The following is a 21,535-nucleotide window of genomic DNA, read 5'->3' on the forward strand; positions in this document are numbered from 1 at the left end:
GCCGCCTATCCGCTTTCCCCATCTTGCGTGCCTTCCGGCTTGGTTGCCGGCACGTCTGCGGCTGCCGGTTCTTCCGGCTCTGCGCCCAGCACCTCGTAGATCTCCAGCGCGGAGGCGCGGCCCTTCGCCTGCGCCGAACCGAGCGGCCGGAAGCGGATAGCGTTGCCGGCATGGGCGACGACGGCGCCGCTCGCCATGATCGTGGTGTCGTAGTTCTTGTTCATGCCTTCCAGGCGGGAGGCGACGTTCACCGTATCGCCCATCGCCGTATATTGCAGCCGCTCCTTCGCGCCGACACTGCCGACGACGGCGGTGCCGGTATGGATGCCGAAACGGGTGCGGAACTCTGGAAGACCCTTCTGACGCTGGGCCTCGTTGAAGACACGCAAGCGATCCTCGACCGCCAGCGCACACCGACAGGCATTTTCCGCGTGCTTTTCGTCCGCTGCCGGTGCGTTCCACATCGCGAACACCGAATCGCCGAGGAACTGGATGATCGTTCCGTCGTGTTCTCCGACGGTCTCGCTGAAGATGTCGAAATACTCCGACAGCATCGCCACGACATCTTCCGGCGGATATTTTTCGCTGAGCGTGGTGAAGTCGTAGATGTCGGTGAAGAGCGCCGTCACCTCCTGTCGCCAGGCGGATCGGCCGCTGAATTGGCCGGACTCGATGCCCTTGCGCACCAGTTCCTTGGGCACATAGAGCGCGAAGGTGAAGATCGCGTCTCGTGCCCGGTTCATGGCCCCGCCGAGCGTGGAGATCTCGCTGACATGCGACGAGACGTCGATCGGCGTCGTGAAGTCGAGATCCTGCAGCCGGTTGGCGCTGGCTGTCAGCTGGTTGAGCCCCTTGGTGATCAAATGCGCAAGCACCAGCGAAGCGAGCACCGCGAGCGCCACGACCGATCCGGAAATCACCAGCCCTTGCACGAGCGTCTGGTTGGCCTCCGCCATCAACTCGTCCAGCGGCGCGGCCACCACGGCGCGGTTGCCGGAGAGTAGCAGCGCGGATTCGAGCGGCGTCACCATGACGAGATAGGTTCGGTCCCCCACCGCGACGAAGTCGGCCTTGCCGGGCTCGGGCGGATTGAGGCGGATGCTTTGGATCAAGGGATCGCTGTCGGCCTGAACGATCGGGCTGTCCTTGTCCTTCGCCGCCATGATGCGTCGCATCATCACCCGGTCCGAGTGGATGATCGGACGTCCGACGGCATCGAGGATGAAGGAGACGGAACCGGTCGTCAGCCGCTCGCGGGCAAGAAAATCGGTGATCGTATCGAGAATGACGTCCGCGCCGATGACGATCTCAGGATTGCCGCGATGCGCCTGCGAGATCGTCATGCCGAGCGTTTCGGTCGTGGCACTTTCATAAGGGCCGGTCGAGACCGCGGTCTTTCCGTTGACGGCCGCACGATACCACGGCCGGGTCCGCGGGTCGAAGCCGGTAGGCGGTAGTTGCCGTTCAGAGAACTGCATGCCGTCCTTGTCGAGGAAGAGCACGCGCTGCAGAGACTTGCCGCTGGCATCCTTTTCCATCGAGCGCACGGCAATGGCAGCACCACGTGGCGCGTCGAGCGCCATGCGCCAGGCGACCTGCTTGAGATCGACCACCTGAAAGAAAGCGCCGTTGGGATAGCCGACATAGACCCCGTCGATATGCGGCGAGCGGGTGATGCCTTCGCGCAGGACCGCCACCTTGTCATTCATGCGCTCCGGCGGCGGCACCAGGAAGGAGTTGGCGACCGAGGAGACGAGGTTGACGAGGGCTGAGGTATCGCCCGAGAGCACGCCCAGTCGGTCGACGAGGCGGTTCATGAAGCCGCGCATATTGGCCTCGGCGTCGGCGATCGCGGCGTTGCGCGAGCGATGATAATCGAGCCCGACGAGTGTGGCCGAGACGACGATCAGCATGGCAACGATGACCAGGCTGAACAGCGACCGCAGCGAGCTGTTCCAGCCATCGCGTGTTCTGTCTTGTCGAGCACCGGACGCCGTGTCTGCCATTGCGGTTCTCTGCTTCCGTACCGATCGACTGGCGACGACCTTAGCGTGCAAGGATGGTCGCATGTGCAAGGAAAGTTAAATGCGATTCCCATAAAACACGTTAACCGGCGGGATGCACGCCCCGCCGGCATCCGCCGCAAAAAAACGCTGGGTCAGTTCACGGTCACCGGCTTCGAGCGCATGCGCGCGACGGTTTCTCGCTCGGCCCGCTTGCAGCGCATCGGCGGCAGGTTGCGGTCCATCAGATCCATGTCCTCGAGCACCATGTCGCCCATCTTCTTGAAGGCGCTGTCGAGCGCGCCGGCGCGGTGGGCGGAGCGCAGGAAGCCTGGCAGGCGGCGAACCGGATGATCGAGCGGTAGCGGCTCTTCCGGAAAGACGTCGCTGGCCGCCACGATATGGCCGCGTGCGACCGCCGCCATCAGCGCGTCGAAATCAACGACGCCGGCGCGGCTCAAGAGGATGAAGGCGGCACCCGGACGCATGCGGGCAAAGGCCTTTTCGCCGAGGAAGCCTTCGTTCTCGCTGGTGACCGACGCGACGACGAAGACGAAGTCGCTGTCGCCGAGGACCGTATCGAGCGATGCCGGCTCGACACCGTTGTCTCTCAGGATCGAGGCCGGCATCCAGGGGTCGAAGACGCGGATCCTGGCGCGAAAACCGGAGAGCACGCGGTTCAGCGCCTTGCCGAGATCGCCGAAACCGATGATGCCGATGTCGGCGCCGGAGACAAGCCGCGCCGACCGGTTGCCGTCGCCGCCCCACAGCTCGCGGCCTTCGCGGAAGGCAAGGTCGGCGTCGACGATGCCGCGGGCGATGTTGAGCGCCATGGCAAGGCCGAGTTCGGCGACCGGTTCGGCAAAGACTTGCCCCGTGGTCACCACATGGATGCCGCGCGCAAACAGCACCTCGTAGGGCATGTTGTTGATCAGGTTGCTCTCGACATTGAGGATCGCCCGGAGTTGTCCCATGCGCTGAAGCGTTGCGTGATCGAGCGGCGGCTGGCCGATGATGTAGCGCGCTTCGGACAGGATATCGTCGCCGAGCCCGGCGATATCGTCCGGGTCGGCTTCGACGATCCGGTAACGCTGGTGCAGGTCCTTCAGCGCCTGCGGCGTGAAGATCAGGTCGAGCGTGCGTGGAGCGGGCGCGCTGATGGCAAGCGGCCTGTTGTCGGCCATAATATCGGACATGGTTCCTCCCACTGCATGTTTCCTTTGATCCTAACCGATCAAAGGATGAAAACATGCAGAAATTCAAAGCGCTGCAGGCGGAGGCAGTCCCCGCTTCCGTGCCGTCAGACTACTGCATGTTTCCTTTAATCGTAGCCGGTTAAAGGACAAAAACATGCAGCAATTCAAAGTGCTACAGCGTCCTTTGCGCGTCTGATAAGACGCGCGGCGCTGTAGGAAGAAATCCCCGCCTTGCCAAGCGGCGTGGTCGTCGAGGAGGCAAGCTTGCGGGCAACGCGATGGGCGCCGAGGCGCGCCTGCCTCAATAGCCAAGGCCGCGTTTCTGGCGATAGAGCGACGGCGGCAGGTCGCTGCCCTGGAAGACCGGTCCATCACCGCGGCGGCAATTGTAGATCGTGTCGTAGACGGGGCGGCCACGGGCCGTCGATTCGAACGGATAGTACCGGTCGACGAAGGTCTGCTCGCAGACGGTATGGTCGCCGCCGCCATTCAGCGGATCCATCTGGCGCACGCCGGGCAGGTCCCGATAGGTCTGTGCCGTTGCCGGGACGGCGGAGAGCCCCAAAGTCAGCGCGAGGGCCGAAAGGGCGAGGACGGAGCGAAAAGACGTCATTGTCAGGACTTTCGAACGGGCGACCGTCTGGCGGGATACGGTAACGGTATCGCCGGCGCCAAACTTGCGCTATAGGCCACACCACTTCGTTTGATCTGGGGATTTTCGATGGCGAATGCAATACGGGTGCATGAAGGCGACATTTCCGCAGCCGATGCTGCGCGCTATACGGGTGCGATCGCCATCGACACTGAAACGCTTGGTCTTATCCCCCGCCGTGACCGTCTCTGCGTTGTGCAGCTTTCGCCGGGCGACGGCACCGCCGACGTCATCCGCATCGCCCCGGGCCAGAGGCAAGCGCCGAACCTCGTCGCCATGCTTGCCGATCCGGCCCGCCAGAAGATTTTCCACTTCGGCCGCTTCGATATCGCCGTGCTCTTCCACACGTTCGGAGTGACGACGACGCCGGTCTTCTGCACCAAGATCGCCTCGCGGCTGACCCGGACCTATACCGACCGCCACGGCCTCAAGGACAATCTCAAGGAAATGCTCGACGTCGACATTTCCAAGCAGCAGCAGTCGTCCGATTGGGCGGCGGACATCCTCTCGCCGGCGCAGCTCGAATATGCGGCTTCCGATGTGCTGCATCTGCATGCGCTGCGCGACAAGCTGACCGCCCGCCTGCTTCGCGACGGCCGCATGGAGCACGCCGACGCCTGCTTTGCCTTCCTGCCGACGCGTTCCAAGCTTGACCTGCTGGGCTGGGACGAGACGGATATCTTCGCTCACAGCTGAGCCGTGATCGCAACGTCGCGATGGCTTGGCGTCAGGGCGTCAGGTACAGGACGACGGCATAACGCGCCGCCTTGCCGATGGTGACGAACAGCAGGAACAGCGGCAGCTTCATGCGCAACAGGCCGGCGACCAGCGTCAGCGGGTCGCCGATGACGGGAAGCCAGGAAAGCAGCAGCACAGGCTGGCCGTAGCGGGCAAAGAGCGCCTCCGCTTTCTGTCGATTTGCCGCCGAGACGGGAAACCAGCGTCGCCCTTCGAAGCGGATCAGGAAGCGCCCCAGCGCGAAGTTGACGACGGCGCCGAGCACATTGCCGAGCGTTGCCGCAACGAAGAGGGCAGGGCGGCTTGTTTCTCCATGCAAGGCGGCGGCAACGACCGCAGCCTCCGACATGCCGAAGAGCAGCGTCGCCGACAGGAACGCAGCGGAAAGAACGCCGGCAAGAATTCCGAAATCCAGGATCAGCTCCTGTCGGTATGGCCGAGATCGCGCTCCGGCTCGATGATATCGCGGATGCGCTGTTTCAGTTCCTTGGGACCGGGGAAGCCGCCGTCGCGCTTGCGTTCCCAGACGAGCGCGTCATCGACGCGGATCTCGAAATTGCCGCCGGTGCCGGGAATGAGCGCCACTTCGCCGAGCGATTGCCCGAAGGTCTGCAGCAGTTCCTGCGCCATCCAGCCGGCGCGCAGCAGCCAGTTACATTGGGTGCAATAGAGGATGGTGATACGCGGTTTCGGATCCATCGGCCTGGTCTCGGACGTGTGTCGGGCGGCGACCATACCGGCGGCGCCAGGTGGAAACAACTGCGTCGCTGCGCCTCAGATGCTCACGCCCTGCTCACATAATTGTCAACAAATTTAGTCATGTTTTTATCGGGGATAGCTTGCTTTGAGCTGCCGTCGCGGCGAGACAATGCGGCATTGCACAAATTGTCGCACCCCAACCGCCGGAGAGGCCATTCATGACCGACGTCACCGCTTCCAGTTCCCGCCCGCGTACCATCCTGCCGGCTCTGGAAAAGATTTATCTGCCGCTGGATACATCAGCCGAGACGCTGCTGCGTGTTCTGGCGGGTGCCCTGCTTGCAGTTCACGGCTTCGGCAAGATCACCGATCCTTTCGGCGCGATCGGCATGGTTGAAGGCCTCGGTTTCTATCCGGGTGTCTTCTGGTCGCCGCTTCTTGCCGCCACTGAATTCTTCGGCGGCATCCTGATCGCGATCGGCCTGCTTACGCGCCCGGCTGCTTTCGCCGGCATGATCGTTCTGCTCGTCACCGTCTATTTCCACGGTATCGTGCAGGGCGAGGGCCTCTTCGGCGCGGAGAAATCCATCCTCTGGGCGGCGATCCTGTTCTTCTTCGCCATCCGCGGCGCCAACAGCCAGTCGGTCGACGCCAAGCTCGGCAAGCAGTTCTGATCGATCGAACGACCATCAGGGAAACGGGGAGGCGGTGAGAACCGGCCTCCCCGTTTTCGTTTGGCGGCACACGCCGCCGGCCTGCCTGTAGAGATACACAATTCCGGACGGAAAACCGTTTCACACTTTTCCTGGAATTGCTTGGGGCGTCACGCTGCGAATGGTCATGCGGTGGACCTTGCCCGACCGATCCTGCCAGTCGATCGACTGACCGACGGAAAGGCCGATCAGGGCCGCTCCAACAGGCGTCAGCACCGAGATCCGTCCGGTCTCGATATCGGCCTCGCCGGGGTAGACGAGCGTCACCTGCTTGGCAAAGCCGTTGTCCGCCTCGAAGGCAACGGTGGAGCCCATCTGCACACTGTCGGCGGGCAGCGCCTCCGGCGCACCGATACGGGCACGGTCAAGCTCGGAGAGCAGAGCTTCGGCCACTTCGGGCACGCGGTCGAGCGCGGAGGAAGCCAGCGCCGTCAGCCGCTTGTGATCCTCGGCATTGATGATGATGGGGGGAAGTTTCTTGCGGGATGCCGCCATGATGTGACCTGCCGTGTTCGACCGTGGCGCCCACGGGCGCACTCGGAATCAATTTTCTGGGAATTCGGCGCTCGTTCAGCCGCGTCTAAAATTTCTTCTGCCGACGCGAAAGGCTCCCCTTACCCGGAGAGCGCAAACATCCGGGCTGGGGTCAGGTTCCTGCGATCGGGCACACCCGGAAGCAGTGATAGGAAGAAATCGTCGACATCATGATGCCCCGAAGGTCGGAAAGTTTGACCGGGAAGTCAAGACCCGTGGCGCAGGTGGCAAAGCGCGGGGCGGATCATTGCGCCTCTTGAACAGCGGCCACGCTCGTGTTCAATCTCGGTTCGCGACGGCGAAGGGAAGGTGACGATGCGGGTATTGGTGGTTGAAAACATGGCGAAGACCGAGCTCGGCCAGGTTGGCACGGCGCTTCGCGAGGTCAAGGCGCAGATCGAGATCCATCGCGCCTATCTCGGCGACACCGTTCCTGCGACGCCAGAAGGTTATGACGCGCTCGTCGTGCTTGGCGGCGAGCAGAGCGCGCTCGACGATGCCGCCTATCCCTATCTGCCTGCTCTCGCCGCACTGATGCGCGCCTTCGGCGACAGCGGCCGCTCCGTGCTTGGCATCTGCCTCGGAAGCCAGCTTCTCGCCCGCGCCTACGGGGCTGAAAACCTGCTCGGCACGGCCAAGGAGTTCGGCTGGTGCCAGATCCAGGTGCGCGGCGAAGGTGCTGAGGACCCGGTGCTGTCCAGCGTCGGTGAGAGCTTTCCGATCTTCCAGTGGCACGGCGACACATTCACGCTGCCCGAAGGGGCCGTGCATCTCGCCGAAAACGCCGTCACCACCCATCAGGCCTTCCGCGTCGGCCGCGCCGCCTATGGCACTCAGTTCCATTTCGAGGCGGATACGCACCTTGTCGAGGACTGGAACCGCGCCTTCCCGGATACGATCAACCGGCTCGATCCCACCTGGCTTGCCCGCTATCGCGAGCACGCCGCCCGCCATGGCCGGGAGGCCGATGCTGCCGGCCTGGCGCTGGCGCGCGCCTGGGTGGCGACGATCGATCGGCGTGAGGGCGCCGCCGCGAACGCGGATCCGGTGTTGGAGGAGATGGACGGATGAGCGAGACACGAAACGGCGGTTGCTTCTGTGGCAGGATCCGCTATCGACTGAAGGCCGCGCCGATGTTCGTCAATTGCTGCCATTGCAGCGATTGCCAGCGCCAGGTCGGCAGCGCCTTCGTCGTCAACGGTGTGATCGAGCGCGACAATATCGAGCTCACCAAGGGCGAGCCCGTCGTCGTCACGCTCCCCACCGACAGCGGCCGCCCGCACGACGTCTATCGCTGCGCCGAATGCCAGACGGCGCTCTGGAGCGACTATGGTCGGCGCGGCTGGCTCTCCTTCCTCCGCATCGCGAGCCTCGACCGTCCCTCGGACTTCCCGCCGCATGCGCACATTTTCACCCGCTCCAAGGTGGAGTGGCTGTCGCTCGAAGGCGGCGCCCCGGCCTTCGAGGTCTATTACGACATGAAGACGATGTGGCCGGCCGAAAGCCTGGCCCGGCGCGAAGCGGCGGAAGCAAAGGCAAAAGCATGACCGCCAGCGAACGCGACAAGATGGCCGCAGGTGAATGGTACTCGTGCCTCGATGCCGAGCTCGATGCGCTTCGACTGGTGGCACGCGAAGCGGTCCACCAGCACAACACCATGTCACCGGCCGTGCGCGGGAGCATGGCGCCGGCTTTGCGTGCACTGTTCGGTGCGGTTGCCGATGACGTCTTCATCGAGGCGCCGTTCCATTGCTCCTACGGCATCAACACAAGTCTCGGCGCCCGCGTCTATCTCAACGCCGGCTGCACGATCCTCGACAGCGGTCGGGTGACGATCGGCGAGGGGACGATGCTGGGACCGAGCGTGCAGATCTTTTGTGCCGAGCACCACAAGGACGCGGTTCTGCGTGGCCAGGGTCTCGAAGTCGCCCGTCCGGTGACGATCGGAGCGGATGTCTGGATCGGCGGCGGTGCGATCATCCTGGGCGGCGTGACCATCGGCGATGGTGCGATTGTCGGCGCAGGGGCGGTGGTGACGAAGGACGTGCCCTCCGGCGCCGTGGTCGCCGGAAACCCGGCACGCCCGCTGCCGCGTGCAGCGAACTGAATACTTTAGACCTTTTCAAGGAGTGTTTTTCTTATGGTCGATGCGACGAAAACGATCCATGTGCGCCCGGCGCGGCCAGACGATGCGCCTGTTCTGTGCGCCTTCCTCAACGAAATCATCCGGATCGGCGGCACTACGGCCCATCAGACGCCGTTCACGCCCGAAAGCTTTGCAGAACACTATCTCGCCGGTCCCGGCTTCGTCAGTTGCTTCGTTGCGGAGGATGAGAATGGCGAGCCTTGCGCATTCCAGGGGCTGGAGCGCTCGGACGGAATGCCCAAGGATTGGGCCGATATCGGCACCTTCTCCCGCCCCGGCAACAAGGTCAAAGGCGCCGGGACGGCGCTTTTCGAGGCCACCCGCGACCACGCCCGTTCCATCGGCTTCAAGGCTCTGAACGCCACCATCCGCGCCGACAACGTGGGCGGGCTCACCTATTACGGCAGGATGGGTTTCACAGACTACAAGATTGATAAGGCGGTGCCGCTGAGTGACGGGCGGCTGGTGGATCGGATTTCGAAACGGTATTTGCTGTCAGAGGGGTAAGCGAACTTTGCCGCTCTGGCATCGCCTCACTCTCCTAGTTGTCATCCTCGGGCTTGACCCGAGGATCCACACGCAAGCTCTCACCAAAGTTCGAAATAGAGGTCGCGCCAGTCGGGATTCATCTTCTCGATCAGTTCGACCTTCCACTGTCGGTACCAACGTTTGAGAGACTTCTCCCTCTGGATCGCGGTGCCGATCTGCAGATGCTCCTCGTACCAAACGAGCTGGACGCAACCGTATTTCGATGCGAATCCCGGCGTCAGTCCCTCTCGATGCTCGAAGATACGGTGTTCGAGATCTGAGGTAACACCGATGTAGAGTGTTCCTCGCTTGTGGTTCGTGACGATGTAAACGAATCCGGCCATAACGGGCAGGTTGCTCGTGCTTGACCCGAGGATCCAAGCACGGACCCGGCAACAACGTCCTCGTCGCCCTTCAATGCCACCCACGACCAAGTCGGGCTGGGGCATCAAGGGCATACACAGCTCAAGCCCAAACCAAAAAAGGCGACCCGAGGCCGCCCTTTTCAAAGTAGAAGCATGCGGCTCTGCCGCTTACTCGTCGCCCATCTTGAGCGCGGCGATGAAGGCTTCCTGCGGGATCTCCACCTTGCCGAACTGGCGCATGCGCTTCTTGCCGGCCTTCTGCTTTTCGAGCAGCTTGCGCTTGCGGGTGGCGTCGCCGCCGTAGCACTTGGCCGTCACGTCCTTGCGCAGCGCCGAGATGGTTTCGCGGGCAATGACGTTGCCGCCGATCGCCGCCTGGATCGGGATCTTGAACATGTGCTTCGGGATCAGCTCCTTGAGCTTCTCGCACATTTCGCGACCGCGCTTTTCCGCCGCCATCCGGTGTACCATCATCGACAGCGCGTCGACCGGCTCGCCGTTGACGAGGATCGACATCTTCACAAGGTTGCCTTCCTTGTGGTCGGTGATCTGGTAGTCGAACGAGGCATAGCCCTTGGAGATCGACTTCAGCCGGTCGTAGAAATCGAAGACGACTTCGTTGAGCGGCAGGTCGTAGGTCAGCATCGCGCGGGTGCCGACATAGGTCAGCTCGATCTGGATGCCGCGCCGGTCCTGGCAGAGCTTCAGGATGCCACCGAGATAGTCGTCGGGCGTCAGGATCGTCGCGCGGATCCACGGTTCGTGGATCTCGGCGATCTTGACGACGTCGGGCATGTCGGCCGGGTTGTGCAACTCGCGCTCCGAGCCGTCGGTCATGAACAGCTTGTAGACGACCGAAGGGGCTGTGGCGATCAGGTCGAGGTCGAACTCGCGCTCCAGGCGCTCCTGGATGATTTCAAGGTGCAGGAGGCCGAGGAAGCCGCAGCGGAAGCCGAAACCGAGGGCCGCGGAGGATTCCATCTCGAAGGAGAACGAGGCGTCGTTGAGGCGCAGCTTGCCCATCGCCGAGCGCAGGTCCTCGAAGTCGGCGGCGTCAACCGGGAAGAGGCCGCAGAAGACCACCGGCTGCGCCGGCTTGAAGCCCGGCAGCGCCTTGGCGGTCGGGCGCTTGTCCTCGGTGATGGTGTCGCCGACGCGGGTATCGGCCACTTCCTTGATCGAGGCGGTGATGAAGCCGATCTCGCCCGGGCCGAGCGCATCCATCGCGACCATCTTCGGCGTCAGCACGCCGACGCGTTCGATCGTGTACTTGGCGTCGGTGCCCATCATCCGGATGGTCATGCCCTTCTTGAGCGTGCCGTCGATGATGCGCACGAGAACCATGACGCCGAGATAGGTGTCGTACCAGCTGTCGACCAGCAGCGCCTTCAAGGGCGCCGCATCGCCGCCGTCGCTCTTCGGCGCCGGCAGCTTGTTGACGATCGCTTCGAGCACGTCCGGAATGCCGAGGCCGGTCTTCGCCGAAATCAGCACCGCGTCCGAAGCGTCGATGCCGATCACTTCCTCGATCTGCTCCTTGATGCGGTCCGGTTCGGCCGCCGGCAGGTCGATCTTGTTGAGCACGGTGACGAGCTCGTGGTTGTTGTCGATCGCCTGGTAGACGTTGGCGAGCGTCTGCGCTTCGACGCCCTGGGACGCATCGACGACCAGCAGCGAGCCTTCGCAGGCCGACAGCGAGCGCGAGACTTCATAGGCGAAGTCGACGTGGCCGGGGGTGTCGATCAGGTTCAGCACATAGGTTTCGCCGTCATTGGCCTTGTAGTGCAGACGCACCGTCTGGGCCTTGATGGTGATGCCGCGCTCGCGCTCGATATCCATGCTGTCGAGCACCTGCTCAGACATCTCGCGCTCGGCGAGACCGCCGGTGGACTGAATCAGCCGGTCGGCAAGCGTCGACTTGCCGTGGTCGATGTGGGCCACGATCGAGAAGTTGCGGATATGCGAAAGGGGCGTCTTCGAAGATGTTGTGCTCATGGGCCGCATATAGCAGTGCCTTCAACCGCCGCAAAGCGGGAAATGAAGGCTTCGTTCACTATAAATCGGGCTATTCGGCGCTCGCTTCCGCATCGACGAGCGCGCCGGCATTCGGCACCTGTGCGCTCCTGATCTCGAAGCTTTCGCGCTCGGCTGCTGGCACCTCGTCGCGTTTCCTCAGTCGCATGAGCACGAAGAGCGCATAAAGTGCTGCGACCGCCATCGCCGCATAGATGAAAGTGCGCTGCCCGAACACCGGTGTCAGCAGCGTCACCAGCATCGGCACGACCGTCGCGGCGATCGACCAGGCGACCAGCAAGGTGCTCGCGAGCGGCACAAAATCGGCGGGATCCGTGCGGTCGTTGGCGTGGGCATTGGCGATCGAATAGACGGTCTCGACCGCGCCGGCAAAGAGCGCGAAGACCAGCATCAAGAGGATCAGATTGCTGAAGGAGGCGGAGAGCGCGAAGTAGCCGGCGGCAAGGATCAGCAGGCAGGTGCCGATCAGCACCAGACGGCGATCGATCCGGTCAGACAGCGTGCCCATCGGATACTGGATGGCGATGAGCCCAAACTGCATGACGAACATCAGGTTGGCGACGTCGCCTTGGCTGACATTGTTGGCGGCCGCATAGATCGGCGTGAAGCCCTGCACCACCATCGACAGGCCGCCGGCGGCAAGCACGCCGATGAAAGCGACGGGGGAATTGCGCCAGACCATCGGGATATCGATGCTGACCTTGGCTGGCGCCGGCGGCGTCGGCAGTCGCGTCAGCCCGATCGGCAGCAGAGCGAGCGCGGTGAAGAAGATGGTGACGAGCGGTGGCAGGTTGCCGTCCGCCGGAATCTGCCCGAACAGCCAGGCGCCGGTGCCGAGCCCGATGACATAGGCCATGTAGAACAGCGCCATCGCCTTTCCGCGCCAGTGGTTCTCGCTCGCATGGTTGAGCCAGCTCTGGGCGATAATGAAATTGGTGTTGCCGGATGCGCCATAAAGGCCGCGGGCGAGCACCCAGAGAAGCGGGTGCATGCCGAGCGCGATCGTCAGTGCCGAGAGGATGACAAGCGCCATCGAGCAGGAGAAGGCGCGCGCATGGCCGACACGACGGATCATCGGCCCCGCGATGACGCAGCCGACGAGCCCGCCGAAGGCGATCATGGTCACGGCTGCACCCGGCACCCAGTCCGGCGCGTCCGAGCGCGTCAGCGCAAACGGCACATAGGCGAGCATCATGCCGTTGCCGATCGCGACCGAAGTCATCGAGGCAACGATACTGGCGATCGAGGTCAGCGAAGAGGGCTGCGTTGTCATGTCCAACCTGTCGATGGAAGGCCGCACTTGGGGTGCACTTGGCGCGATGAGTGAGAACTGTCTAAAGTATTGAAGTGTAAGCTTTTCTCGTTTCTGCTCACGAAGCCGCCACCATAGCCGAAAGGCCGTCGATGCGCTGTCGCCAAAGCGGCATCGCATGCCCGTATTTTCAGTCTTTCCCAGTCTTGACTCCACTATATGAGAAATGCAATCTCAAATAATGGAAAACGTTACCGACCCTCTCGAATATGCCATCGGCGAGCGGATCCGCACGCTGCGCGCGGAACAGAATCTGACGCTCGACGAACTCGCCACCAGCTCCGGCGTCAGCCGGGCGATGATCTCGCGTATCGAGCGTGGTGAGGCGAGCCCGACGGCCCAGCTTCTCGCCAAGCTTTGCAGCGCGCTCAGCACCACGCTGTCAGCGCTCTTCGCCTTCGAGGCCAGGGATGCATCTCCGCTTGCAAAGCGTGCAGACCAGCGCCTCTGGCGCGATCCGGAATCCGGCTATCTGCGCCGCTCCGTCTCACCGGATGGGGTGGGGTCACCGGTCGATATCGTCGAGGTCGAGTTTCCGCCGGGTGCGCGCGTCGTGTTCGAGCGCCAACCGTCCGATCGCGGCATCACCCAGCATCTCTGGCTGTTCTCCGGTCGGCTCGAACTCACCACCGAATCCGGCTCCCATTCGCTGGAAGCAGGCGACTGCCTGTTCATGGGGCTGGGGGCTGGCCACATCTTCCACAATCCCCACGATGAGCCGGCTCACTATGCTGTCGTCCTTTGCCGCACCAAGGTTTGATCATGTCCGATATCCAGATCCGTCTGCTCGATGAAACCCAGGCCCGCGCCGCCATGCCGGCGCTTGCCGAGGTACTGTCCGATTGCGTCGAGGGTGGCGCCTCGGTCGGCTTCATGCAGCCCTATCCGCCGGAAAGCGCGCTTGCCTATTGGCGCGGCGTCGTCGAGGCCGTCGCCGCGAACGAAACGCTGCTGATGGTGGCGGAGGAAGCGGGCCGCATCCTCGGCACCGTGCAGGTCGGCGTTGCGCAGATGCCGAACCAGCCGCACCGCGGCGACCTGAAGAAGCTGCTCGTGCACCGTGCCGCCCGCGGCAAGGGCCTGGCGCGGCGGCTGATGGAGACGGTTGAGTGCGAGGCCGCGGCGCGCGGTAAGACGCTGCTTGTGCTCGATACGGCAACCGGCAGCGAGGCCGAGGCGATCTATCCGCGCCTGGGCTGGGAGCGCGTTGGCGTCATTCCCGATTATGCGATGTGGCCGGAAGGCGGGCTCTGCGCAACGACCTTCTTCTACAAGCGGATCGCGCTTCACGCGTGATTGCCCCTCTCCTCGGGTTTAACCCGAGGACTAACGCTCTCCCCGCAGGCGGGGAGAGGGGACGCGGAGAGGCCGCTGATGTCTCGGCTGCCGCACCTGTCACCCAGGAAGTGCTGAGAGTGGAGACTGCGGGCGAGCAGGTGCCGCAACGTCCCTTCGCCCCGCCTGCGGGGAGAAGGTGGCCTGCAGGCCGGATGAGAGGCCCCGTCGAGGTTGCCAAGTCCGAAACCTGGGGTAGGGTACCGGCACCCGTCGATTGCCTCTGCAGGACACCTCCCCATGCGCATCTTCTACACCGAAGACCACAAGCTCCGCGACGCCAGAACCGAGCTCTTCGGCGGCGAACTCGTGCCGCCCTTCGAGGCGCCGTTCCGTGCCGAATGGATTCTCGCGGCGGTGAAGGAGGCGGGCTTTGACGATGTAGCAGCACCCGAGCGCCACGGTCTCGAGGTCGCCCTCAAGCTGCACGCGGCCGACTATCTCGATTTTCTCGAAACCGCCTGGTCGCGCTGGGTTGCCGACGGCTATCGCGGCGAGGCGATCGCGACCTGCTTTCCCGCCCGGCGCATGCGCCAGCATCCGCCCAAGGACATCGACGGTGCGCTCGGCTACTATTCCTTCGCGGCGGAAACGGCGATCACCGAAGGCACCTATGCCGCCGCACGCGCCGCGATGGACTGCGCCCTCTCGGCTGCCGACCACATCCATGCGGGCAGCTGCGCCGCCTTCGCGCTCTGCCGTCCGCCCGGTCACCATGCGGCGATCGATCTCTATGGCGGCTATTCCTTCATCAACAATGCCGCCTGCGCCGCCCAGCGCCTGCGCGATCATGGCGCCCGCAAGGTTGCCGTGCTTGATGTCGATTTCCACCACGGCAACGGCACCCAGGATATCTTCTACGAACGCGGCGATGTCTATTTCGCCTCGCTCCACGGCGATCCCGTCGATGCCTTCCCCTATTTCCTCGGCTTTGCCGATGAGGAGGGTGCCGGCGAGGGGCTGGGCACGACGAAGAACTATCCCTTGCCGCGCCGCACCGGCTTCGACGTCTGGTCGGCGGCCATGGCCGACGCGCTGTCACGCATCGCCGCCTTTGGCACCGAGGCCCTGGTCGTCTCGCTCGGCGTCGACACCTTCGAACGTGACCCGATCTCGTTCTTCCGGCTGACGTCTGAGGACTATATCCGCATGGGCGAGGCGCTGAAGCGCTCGGGTCTACCGGTCGTTGTCTGCATGGAGGGTGGCTATGGCGTGCCGGAAATCGGCCTTAACGTTGCCAACGTGCTGAAGGGCATCGCCGCCTGATCCTGCTTCAGCCGTCAAGATGATTTTTCATCGACCCCCGTTGACCTCAACTTGACTTGAGGTCGTACGAATGTTTCTGCCCGTCGCCAAAATGGCGTCGGCGGGCGTTGAAGAAACACGTGAGGGAGAGTTCAATGAGCAGCAACGCAAAGGCGAACGTCGTCGCGCCGCTCTATCGCATCAACAAGTTTGCGGTGCCGACCGCCGCGCGGGCACAGTTTGTGGAGCTGGTGGAAAAGACCCTTGCGGTCATCCGCAGCCAGGATGGCTACGTCAAGGATCTGTTCCTCGAGCAGCATGCCGGCCCGGGAAAGTTCAACTTCTGCACCGTGATCGAATTCGAAAGCGAAGCGTTCGCGCCGAAGGTCGCGGCAGCGATTGGTGAGTTCGACAGGGGCCTCGGCATCGACCGCGAGGCGCTGATGGAGAAGCTCGGCGTCCAGACCGATTCCGCCAGTTACAAAAGCTTCCAGGCGGCCTGACATTCCGCCGCTCCGGCTTCCCGGCCGGACTGGCGACCGACGTGTCGATGGCGACGCGTCAGGCTCGCCGGCAAATTCGCGGGCTTCCGCCTTACGAAACGAAGAACGACGACAACCCCTGTCCGGCGGCGAAGGCCATGTAGGCAAGCACGGTGAAATAGACAGTCGTTGCGATCAGGAAGAGATAGCCGCCGGCGACCATCAGCCCGTCGCGCTGAATGATGCCGAGCGAGAGCAAGAGGATCGCGATTCCCGGCAGCGTGTTCGACAACGGGATGAGCCCGAGCGGAAACATCAGGAGAACGCCGCCGGCCATGATCATCAGGCCATTGAAGCGGTTCATCACCGCGCCCTGCGTCAGGAAGCCCAGGCGCGGGCGGACGTAGCGGTCGAGCTTGGAGACGATGCTCGCCCCCTTCTGCAGGGTCGGCACCAGCTTTTCGGTCTCGATCTTGCGGTCGAGAATGCGCTGCGGCACCCAGGGCAGGCGGTTGAGCGTGATCGATACGGAGATCAGGATGATCGCGGCGCCGAAAACCGTGCTGACGCCCGGTATCGACACCGGCAGCAGAAACGGCAGCGTCAGAAGCGCGCAGAGCAGCAGGAAACCCTGTTCGCCGATCTCGGTCATCAGTTCGCGCAGCGTGATCGTCTCGCCGCGAATGGAGGCAATCATGCCGTTGAGCGTGTCGCTGAGACTGCGTTGCGTGTCGCCGAACTCGATTGCCATCAAATCTTGCCTCGTCTTTATCAATCAGCGGCGGCGGAAAGCCGCACACATTTATCTTGGTCGCTAGATGTCCGTCCTATCAAGGGCATGTGAAGGATCGGTTATAGTGTGGCCCGACCGGCACACCCGGTCCGAGCGAGACGGCATTTGCCGGTAAACCATGGCGTGATTGGGACGCCTCTTCATCTTCCTGCCGCAATCCGTAGTATGAAGCACCTTTGAGCACCAATGGGGACAACTGATTCCATGATCAAGAAATGCGCCATTCTGGCTGTTGCGGCCATCTATCTTTCGGGATGCACCACCACCGATCCCTATACGGGTGAACAGAAGATGTCGAACACCGCTGGTGGCGCGCTGATTGGCGCAGGCCTCGGTGCGGCGACCGGTCTGCTCGTTGGCGGCAGTGCTGCAGGACGGCGCGACTCGGCGCTTGTGGGTGCCGCGATCGGCGGTCTCGGCGGCGGCCTGATCGGCAACTACATGGACAGCCAGGAAGCGGAACTGCGCGCCCAGCTTCAGGGCACCGGCGTTTCGGTTACCCGCGCCGGCGACCGCATCATCCTCAACATGCCGTCGAACATCACCTTTGCGACCGACCGCGACCAGGTGATCCCGGCCTTCTACGACACGCTGAACTCGGTGGCGATCGTGCTGCGCAAGTTCAACAAGACGATGATCGACGTCGACGGTCACACCGATGCGACCGGCAGCGCCTCCTACAACCAGGGCCTCTCCGAGCGCCGTGCCGCCTCGGTCGCCAACTACCTCGCCGGCCAGGGCGTCGACCAGCGCCGCATGTCGGCTATGGGCTATGGCAAGGAGCGTCCGATCGCTTCCAACGCGAGCGAATCCGGCCGCGCGCAGAACCGTCGCGTCGAAATCTCGATCGCGCCAATCAAGGCCTGATCGGCAGACATCGACTGCTTGCTATCAAGGGGGCTGCGCCGTGAGGCGCGGCCCTTTTTCATGTCTGCTTGAACCGGTAGCGCAACAGGCGCCCCATACGGCGCAGCATGGGGACCGCGCTGAAGAACTGGATCGCGATCCGCGCCATCGGTGACATGCGCGCGATCTGTGCGGCATCGTAGTTGTAAATGTCCTCGAGCAGCGTCAGCCCGGGCACACCCCGTTCCAGCGCCCGTGCGTCCTCGATCCCCCAACGAAGCTCAGCGCCTGTTGCGCGCAAGGACGGGTTGAAGCGCAGCAGTTCGATGCCGAGATGGCTGTAGGCGTCGAAAACGATTTCGCCGCCGGCAAGGCAGGTTACAAGGCGCCGCAGGAGGTCACGTACTTCCTGATCGCGAAGATAGGGCAGCACCCCTTCGGCGACGACGATCGCCGGCCGGTCATCGGGGATGCGGTCGATCCAGTCCCGCTCGGTAATGGAGGAGGCGATTGCAGTGCAGCCGACGCGATCGGGGAAGAGGCGCTGTCGCAAGGCGATGACATCCGGAAAGTCGACGTCGAACCAGGCGATGGAGGAAGGCGGATCGAGCCGCAGGATCCGCGTGTCGAGGCCGCAGCCGAGGTTGAGCACGATCGCATCCGGATGGCTCGCGATGAAAGCCCTGGTCCATCGGTCGAGCAGATAAGCGCGCATCGCGATGCCGATCGTCATGTCGTGACCGACATCAGGCGCTTTCGCCTTGCCGTCGAGGCGCCGCAACAGCTCGGCGGCAAAGCGATCGTGCAGAAGGGAATCGGGTAGTGCGCTCTCCGCAGCCTTCGCCCGGAGCGTGATCAGCAGCGTTTCGCGCACGCCATGAAGGCCGACGCTCTCGGCTTCCATCGTTTCCTCCTGACCGCGCTCCGTCGAATGAGTTGGGGCGCCGCAGTCTTTGCGTCGCGGCCCGCTGTCGTTTCGGCGGGCCGCATTGTCCGATAGGGCTCACGCCACCGTGCGTCTCGCGCGCCGTACACGCCTGGCCGTCAGCACTGCCAGTGCGGGCAGCAGCGCGAACAGACCGAAGAGCCAGGTCGTTGCCAGCGCCACACCCCCCTCCGACGACGCTTCGATCCCGGCGAGGTTGGCAGTCAGTCCGGCAAGCGCTGCGCCGAGTGCAGCGGCAAAGAGCTGGACAGTGGTAATCGAGCTCGATGCCTTCTCCGCTTCGCCCTCCGGCGCGAATTCATAGACGGCGGTAACGATATGCGGCCAGGCAAAGCCCATGCCGAAGCCGACCGCGATGATGCCGACGCAGAGCGGCGCGGCGATAACCAGGAACTCTGCGCCTGCCATCGGCATGAACAGGGCGATCAGGGCAAGGCCGATAAAACCGAAGGCCGGACCGGCAAAGATTGTCTGTTTCGCCCGTTCTCCATGCCAATGGGCACTTGTCATCGATCCCGCCGTCCAGCCGATCGACATTAGCGCGGCGATATAGCCGGCCGCCAGCGGCGATAGCTCATGCAATTCCTGCAGCAGGTACGGCACATAGATCTCCGGCTGCAGGCCGACCATAAGCAGGGTGATCGTAGCATAAAGGGCGGCCAGCGGGGAGGTCAGCGTGAAGCTGCCGGAGGGCAGAAGCTTGCCCGTCACCCGACGCTCGACGAACAGAAGGCTCAGGAACAGGAGGATCGCAACGCCGACGCAGGCAATCTGCTCCAAGGCCATTGTGCGCGTGCTCGCGACCGAAAGCGCAAGCACGATGCCGACGAGGAGCAGGAGTTGCAGCAGCGGGAGCGGCGTGCGCTCCTCTTCGCCGGTGGCCTTGCGCGGCAGCGTCGAGAAGGCGAGCGCGGCAAGCAGCGCCGTCAGCGGCAGGAGAGACCAGAAGGCAACGCGCCAGGTGGAGAACTCGGCAAACATGCCGCCGATCGCGGGTCCGATCAAGGTCGCCGTTCCCCAGGTCGCCGAAATCAGGCCGATGGCGCGGGTCCAGAGTTCGGGCCGGAAGACCTGCCGGATTACGCCATAGGCGAGCGCATAGAGCAGGCCGCCACCAAAACCCTGGATCGCCCGGCCGGCAAGCAGCATCGCCATCGAAGGGGCGGTGGCACAGAAGAGCGTCCCCAAGCCGAAGACGAGCGCGCCGATCGCATAGGCGCCACCGGCGCCGACGGCACCGAGCAGCCGCGCCGATAGTGCGGCGCCGAGGATCGAGGCCGCGACAAAGACCGTCGTGCTCCAGGCGTAATATTCAAGCCCGCCGATCTCGCGCACGATCGATGGCATGATCGTCGTCACCACGTAGATGTTGAGCGCATGTAGCGCGACGCCGCCGCTGAGCACCAGCGAATGCACCGCATTTTCGCCGGATAGCAGGGCGCGCCAGCCGGTTTCCTCTCGGGGAGCGGGTGTTTTTTCAAGCATGTCAGTACCTCACGCGGGGCATCGCAAGCGAACGCGTACCGGCTCATCCGGTATCGGAAGATCGCGTTCGCGTCAGTGGTGCCGCTATGTCAGTGGAGCGCAGCCTCGCCAAAATGCGTGAGCTTGTCCGGGTTGCGCATGATGAAGATGTCGTTGACGTTTCCGTCACCGTCATAGCCGAAGGCGACTGTCGCGGCGATCTCGTTTTTCGCCTCGTCCCGAAGCACGATGCCGCGGCCGCCATTGATGTCGCCGATTTCCCAGACGTAATGCGCCCAGTATTCGGTGAGCCGATCGATGATGAAGCCGAGCACGGTCTCCTTGCCGGAGAGCACGCCAAGCACCGTTGCCACCTTGCCCCCGCCGTCGGCCGTCAGCTTCACGTCGGCCGAAAGAAGCGCCGAGAGCCCTGTGACGTTGCCGCCGTGGATTGCCTGGTGGAAGGCGGACAGCAGCTCATCTTGGCGCTCGCGCGGTGTCTGGTGCCGGGCTTTCTCCAGGCCGATGTTCGTCTTGGCACGCGACACCAGCTTGCGGGCGGCCGTCTCCTGCATGTCCAGGGTTTCTGCCACTTCGTCATAGGGCTGGCCGAAAATCTCATGCAGCAGATAGGCGGCGCGCTCCTTCGGTGTCAGTCGTTCGAGCATCAGCAGGAACGCCGTCGTCAGCGAAGAGGTCAGCGCCAGCTTTTCCTCGGCATTGTCGTCGCTTGTCGTGTGGATCGGTTCGGGCAGCCACGCGCCGACATAGTCGACGCGCTTGCGGTGCGCGGCCTTGAGCAGATCCAGGCAGCGGCGCGTGCAGGCGGTGGTCAGCCAAGCCGCCGGCGTTTCGATCGATGCGCGGTCGACCTCCTGCCATTTCAGGAACGTGTCCTGCACCGCGTCTTCTGCATCGGCGTGCGAGCCGAGGATGCGGTAGGCAAGGCCGAGAAGGCGCGGGCGCGCCTCCTCGAAGATCTGCATATGCTGCCGGTCGTTCATATCAGTGCCTCGAAATCTGGATGCGGTTCCAAAGGTTGATCATCGCCACCGTCGAGGTGATGACGCTGATCTCCTTCTCGCTGAAATGCTGGCGCAGCTCGGCGCGGAGCGGCGCAAAATCGGTGCGCGGTTCGAGTTCGGTCAGGGCTTCCGTCCAGGCGAGAGCCGCCTTCTCGCGCGGCGAGAAGTCGTTGACCTGGTCCCAGACGATGATGCGATCGAGCCGCTCGTTGCTTTCGCCCTCGGCGCGAGATTCCTTGGTGTGCATCTTCACGCAGAAGCCGCACCGGTTGATCTGCGAGGCACGCAGCTGCACGAGATTGTGGATCGTCCGGTCAAGCCCGTGCAGGTCCATGGTCTTGTGCACATCGGCAAGCGCGCCGAGCACATCCGGGATTTCCTGTTCGTAACGGACGGCTTTCGTATCGGTCATGGTCTCAACTCCATCGTGGTTGTGTTGCCTATGACCATGTGACGATTGACGTCGAAAGCCTGTGACG

General features: G+C 63.5%; 25 protein-coding genes. 11 read left to right on the top strand and 14 right to left on the bottom strand.

What is annotated here, in order from left to right; all coding sequences use genetic code 11:
- Positions 1–5 precede the first annotated feature (5 nt).
- From V7S54_RS24440 to V7S54_RS24450, 3 genes are all read right to left on the bottom strand, one after another.
- Positions 6–2,006, bottom strand: a complete 2,001-nt coding sequence (locus tag V7S54_RS24440; protein WP_083203433.1) for an adenylate/guanylate cyclase domain-containing protein — start codon at positions 2,004–2,006, stop codon at positions 6–8.
- A 152-nt stretch (positions 2,007–2,158) separates the two neighbouring features.
- Entirely contained in the window at positions 2,159–3,199 is a 1,041-nt protein-coding gene (locus tag V7S54_RS24445; protein WP_065372082.1) for a hydroxyacid dehydrogenase, read from the bottom strand.
- A 301-nt stretch (positions 3,200–3,500) separates the two neighbouring features.
- Complete coding sequence (locus V7S54_RS24450) at positions 3,501–3,812, bottom strand: hypothetical protein (RefSeq protein ID WP_065372083.1); 312 nt, start codon at positions 3,810–3,812, stop codon at positions 3,501–3,503.
- A gap of 108 nt (positions 3,813–3,920) precedes the next feature.
- On the opposite strand from V7S54_RS24450, the gene V7S54_RS24455 reads away from it, so the two are divergent.
- A complete protein-coding gene (locus tag V7S54_RS24455) occupies positions 3,921–4,547 on the top strand; it encodes a ribonuclease D (protein WP_065372084.1) in 627 nt (208 codons plus the stop codon).
- Between the two features lie 31 nt (positions 4,548–4,578).
- Here the strand turns inward: V7S54_RS24455 and V7S54_RS24460 are convergent, their stop codons facing one another.
- Together V7S54_RS24460 and V7S54_RS24465 are read right to left on the bottom strand one after the other, a co-directional pair.
- A complete protein-coding gene (locus V7S54_RS24460; protein ID WP_083203435.1) occupies positions 4,579–4,938 on the bottom strand; it encodes a YqaA family protein in 360 nt (119 codons plus the stop codon).
- A 68-nt stretch (positions 4,939–5,006) separates the two neighbouring features.
- Positions 5,007–5,288, bottom strand: coding sequence for a SelT/SelW/SelH family protein (locus V7S54_RS24465; RefSeq protein WP_058324536.1), 282 nt, complete (start codon positions 5,286–5,288; stop codon positions 5,007–5,009).
- A 218-nt stretch (positions 5,289–5,506) separates the two neighbouring features.
- Here V7S54_RS24465 and V7S54_RS24470 point away from each other — a divergent pair, with 218 nt between their 5' ends.
- Positions 5,507–5,962: a DoxX family protein gene (locus tag V7S54_RS24470; protein ID WP_057247845.1), complete on the top strand. Its 456-nt coding sequence runs from the start codon at positions 5,507–5,509 to the stop codon at positions 5,960–5,962.
- Positions 5,963–6,082: 120 nt separating this feature from the next.
- Here V7S54_RS24470 and rnk read toward each other — a convergent pair whose 3' ends face one another.
- Positions 6,083–6,496, bottom strand: a complete 414-nt coding sequence (rnk, locus tag V7S54_RS24475; RefSeq protein ID WP_065372086.1) for a nucleoside diphosphate kinase regulator — start codon at positions 6,494–6,496, stop codon at positions 6,083–6,085.
- A gap of 354 nt (positions 6,497–6,850) precedes the next feature.
- On the opposite strand from rnk, the gene V7S54_RS24480 reads away from it, so the two are divergent.
- The 4 genes from V7S54_RS24480 to V7S54_RS24495 are packed head-to-tail and all read left to right on the top strand — an operon-like array spanning position 6,851 to position 9,188.
- A complete protein-coding gene (locus tag V7S54_RS24480; RefSeq protein ID WP_065372087.1) occupies positions 6,851–7,606 on the top strand; it encodes a type 1 glutamine amidotransferase in 756 nt (251 codons plus the stop codon).
- Positions 7,603–8,082, top strand: a complete 480-nt coding sequence (locus tag V7S54_RS24485) for a GFA family protein (RefSeq protein WP_065372088.1) — start codon at positions 7,603–7,605, stop codon at positions 8,080–8,082. The genes V7S54_RS24480 and V7S54_RS24485 overlap by 4 nt, the downstream gene beginning before the upstream one ends.
- The gene (locus V7S54_RS24490) at positions 8,079–8,642 is read left to right on the top strand and encodes a sugar O-acetyltransferase (RefSeq protein WP_065372089.1); all 564 of its coding nucleotides are present in this window, start codon (positions 8,079–8,081) and stop codon (positions 8,640–8,642) included. Before V7S54_RS24485 ends, V7S54_RS24490 begins: the two co-directional genes overlap by 4 nt.
- 33 nt (positions 8,643–8,675) lie before the next feature.
- Positions 8,676–9,188 carry a GNAT family N-acetyltransferase gene (locus V7S54_RS24495; protein WP_065372090.1) on the top strand — a complete coding sequence of 171 codons (513 nt, stop codon included), beginning with the start codon at positions 8,676–8,678 and terminating at the stop codon, positions 9,186–9,188.
- A gap of 80 nt (positions 9,189–9,268) precedes the next feature.
- Here V7S54_RS24495 and V7S54_RS24500 read toward each other — a convergent pair whose 3' ends face one another.
- The 3 genes from V7S54_RS24500 to V7S54_RS24510 all read right to left on the bottom strand — a co-directional run bounded on the left by V7S54_RS24500 (position 9,269) and on the right by V7S54_RS24510 (position 12,881).
- Positions 9,269–9,553: a GIY-YIG nuclease family protein gene (locus V7S54_RS24500; RefSeq protein WP_065372091.1), complete on the bottom strand. Its 285-nt coding sequence runs from the start codon at positions 9,551–9,553 to the stop codon at positions 9,269–9,271.
- 189 nt (positions 9,554–9,742) lie between these two features.
- A complete protein-coding gene (gene lepA / locus V7S54_RS24505; protein WP_373419933.1) occupies positions 9,743–11,569 on the bottom strand; it encodes a translation elongation factor 4 in 1,827 nt (608 codons plus the stop codon).
- A gap of 70 nt (positions 11,570–11,639) precedes the next feature.
- Positions 11,640–12,881 (bottom strand): MFS transporter, encoded by a 1,242-nt coding sequence (locus V7S54_RS24510; protein WP_065372092.1) that lies wholly within the window; start codon positions 12,879–12,881, stop codon positions 11,640–11,642.
- 220 nt (positions 12,882–13,101) lie between these two features.
- Here V7S54_RS24510 and V7S54_RS24515 point away from each other — a divergent pair, with 220 nt between their 5' ends.
- From V7S54_RS24515 to V7S54_RS24530, 4 genes are all read left to right on the top strand, one after another.
- Positions 13,102–13,680, top strand: a complete 579-nt coding sequence (locus V7S54_RS24515; RefSeq protein WP_083203436.1) for a helix-turn-helix domain-containing protein — start codon at positions 13,102–13,104, stop codon at positions 13,678–13,680.
- 2 nt (positions 13,681–13,682) lie between these two features.
- Positions 13,683–14,216, top strand: coding sequence for a GNAT family N-acetyltransferase (locus V7S54_RS24520; RefSeq protein ID WP_065372094.1), 534 nt, complete (start codon positions 13,683–13,685; stop codon positions 14,214–14,216).
- Positions 14,217–14,495: 279 nt separating this feature from the next.
- Positions 14,496–15,521: a histone deacetylase family protein gene (locus V7S54_RS24525; protein WP_065372095.1), complete on the top strand. Its 1,026-nt coding sequence runs from the start codon at positions 14,496–14,498 to the stop codon at positions 15,519–15,521.
- Positions 15,522–15,655: 134 nt separating this feature from the next.
- A complete protein-coding gene (locus tag V7S54_RS24530) occupies positions 15,656–16,003 on the top strand; it encodes a hypothetical protein (protein WP_065372096.1) in 348 nt (115 codons plus the stop codon).
- Between the two features lie 91 nt (positions 16,004–16,094).
- Here the strand turns inward: V7S54_RS24530 and V7S54_RS24535 are convergent, their stop codons facing one another.
- Entirely contained in the window at positions 16,095–16,733 is a 639-nt protein-coding gene (locus V7S54_RS24535) for an exopolysaccharide biosynthesis protein (RefSeq protein WP_057247857.1), read from the bottom strand.
- Positions 16,734–16,979: 246 nt separating this feature from the next.
- Between V7S54_RS24535 and V7S54_RS24540 the strand changes: the two genes are divergently transcribed.
- Positions 16,980–17,642: an OmpA family protein gene (locus V7S54_RS24540; protein ID WP_065372097.1), complete on the top strand. Its 663-nt coding sequence runs from the start codon at positions 16,980–16,982 to the stop codon at positions 17,640–17,642.
- 58 nt (positions 17,643–17,700) lie between these two features.
- On the opposite strand, the gene V7S54_RS24545 is transcribed toward V7S54_RS24540, so the two are convergent.
- From V7S54_RS24545 to V7S54_RS24560, 4 genes are all read right to left on the bottom strand, one after another.
- Entirely contained in the window at positions 17,701–18,525 is an 825-nt protein-coding gene (locus V7S54_RS24545; RefSeq protein WP_065372098.1) for a class I SAM-dependent methyltransferase, read from the bottom strand.
- Between the two features lie 99 nt (positions 18,526–18,624).
- On the bottom strand, positions 18,625–20,052 hold the full coding sequence (locus V7S54_RS24550) for an MFS transporter (RefSeq protein ID WP_083203437.1): 1,428 nt from the start codon (positions 20,050–20,052) through the stop codon (positions 18,625–18,627).
- A gap of 89 nt (positions 20,053–20,141) precedes the next feature.
- Entirely contained in the window at positions 20,142–21,035 is an 894-nt protein-coding gene (sigJ, locus tag V7S54_RS24555) for an RNA polymerase sigma factor SigJ (protein ID WP_065372099.1), read from the bottom strand.
- 1 nt (position 21,036) lies between these two features.
- The gene (locus tag V7S54_RS24560) at positions 21,037–21,468 is read right to left on the bottom strand and encodes a carboxymuconolactone decarboxylase family protein (RefSeq protein ID WP_065372100.1); all 432 of its coding nucleotides are present in this window, start codon (positions 21,466–21,468) and stop codon (positions 21,037–21,039) included.
- Positions 21,469–21,535: the final 67 nt, after the last annotated feature.

It is taken from the genome of Ensifer sp. CCNWLY38 (assembly GCF_037120565.1).
Classification (GTDB): domain Bacteria; phylum Pseudomonadota; class Alphaproteobacteria; order Rhizobiales; family Rhizobiaceae; genus Ensifer; species Ensifer adhaerens_H.

Coding starts and splice junctions, on each gene's coding strand:
- V7S54_RS24440 (WP_083203433.1), bottom strand. CDS start 2,006: ATGGCAGACACGGCGTCCGGTGCTCGACAAGACAGAACACGCGATGGC.
- V7S54_RS24445 (WP_065372082.1), bottom strand. CDS start 3,199: ATGTCCGATATTATGGCCGACAACAGGCCGCTTGCCATCAGCGCGCCC.
- V7S54_RS24450 (WP_065372083.1), bottom strand. CDS start 3,812: ATGACGTCTTTTCGCTCCGTCCTCGCCCTTTCGGCCCTCGCGCTGACT.
- V7S54_RS24455 (WP_065372084.1), top strand. CDS start 3,921: ATGGCGAATGCAATACGGGTGCATGAAGGCGACATTTCCGCAGCCGAT.
- V7S54_RS24460 (WP_083203435.1), bottom strand. CDS start 4,938: ATGTCGGAGGCTGCGGTCGTTGCCGCCGCCTTGCATGGAGAAACAAGC.
- V7S54_RS24465 (WP_058324536.1), bottom strand. CDS start 5,288: ATGGATCCGAAACCGCGTATCACCATCCTCTATTGCACCCAATGTAAC.
- V7S54_RS24470 (WP_057247845.1), top strand. CDS start 5,507: ATGACCGACGTCACCGCTTCCAGTTCCCGCCCGCGTACCATCCTGCCG.
- rnk (WP_065372086.1), bottom strand. CDS start 6,496: ATGGCGGCATCCCGCAAGAAACTTCCCCCCATCATCATCAATGCCGAG.
- V7S54_RS24480 (WP_065372087.1), top strand. CDS start 6,851: ATGCGGGTATTGGTGGTTGAAAACATGGCGAAGACCGAGCTCGGCCAG.
- V7S54_RS24485 (WP_065372088.1), top strand. CDS start 7,603: ATGAGCGAGACACGAAACGGCGGTTGCTTCTGTGGCAGGATCCGCTAT.
- V7S54_RS24490 (WP_065372089.1), top strand. CDS start 8,079: ATGACCGCCAGCGAACGCGACAAGATGGCCGCAGGTGAATGGTACTCG.
- V7S54_RS24495 (WP_065372090.1), top strand. CDS start 8,676: ATGGTCGATGCGACGAAAACGATCCATGTGCGCCCGGCGCGGCCAGAC.
- V7S54_RS24500 (WP_065372091.1), bottom strand. CDS start 9,553: ATGGCCGGATTCGTTTACATCGTCACGAACCACAAGCGAGGAACACTC.
- lepA (WP_373419933.1), bottom strand. CDS start 11,569: ATGAGCACAACATCTTCGAAGACGCCCCTTTCGCATATCCGCAACTTC.
- V7S54_RS24510 (WP_065372092.1), bottom strand. CDS start 12,881: ATGACAACGCAGCCCTCTTCGCTGACCTCGATCGCCAGTATCGTTGCC.
- V7S54_RS24515 (WP_083203436.1), top strand. CDS start 13,102: ATGGAAAACGTTACCGACCCTCTCGAATATGCCATCGGCGAGCGGATC.
- V7S54_RS24520 (WP_065372094.1), top strand. CDS start 13,683: ATGTCCGATATCCAGATCCGTCTGCTCGATGAAACCCAGGCCCGCGCC.
- V7S54_RS24525 (WP_065372095.1), top strand. CDS start 14,496: ATGCGCATCTTCTACACCGAAGACCACAAGCTCCGCGACGCCAGAACC.
- V7S54_RS24530 (WP_065372096.1), top strand. CDS start 15,656: ATGAGCAGCAACGCAAAGGCGAACGTCGTCGCGCCGCTCTATCGCATC.
- V7S54_RS24535 (WP_057247857.1), bottom strand. CDS start 16,733: ATGGCAATCGAGTTCGGCGACACGCAACGCAGTCTCAGCGACACGCTC.
- V7S54_RS24540 (WP_065372097.1), top strand. CDS start 16,980: ATGATCAAGAAATGCGCCATTCTGGCTGTTGCGGCCATCTATCTTTCG.
- V7S54_RS24545 (WP_065372098.1), bottom strand. CDS start 18,525: ATGGAAGCCGAGAGCGTCGGCCTTCATGGCGTGCGCGAAACGCTGCTG.
- V7S54_RS24550 (WP_083203437.1), bottom strand. CDS start 20,052: ATGCTTGAAAAAACACCCGCTCCCCGAGAGGAAACCGGCTGGCGCGCC.
- sigJ (WP_065372099.1), bottom strand. CDS start 21,035: ATGAACGACCGGCAGCATATGCAGATCTTCGAGGAGGCGCGCCCGCGC.
- V7S54_RS24560 (WP_065372100.1), bottom strand. CDS start 21,468: ATGACCGATACGAAAGCCGTCCGTTACGAACAGGAAATCCCGGATGTG.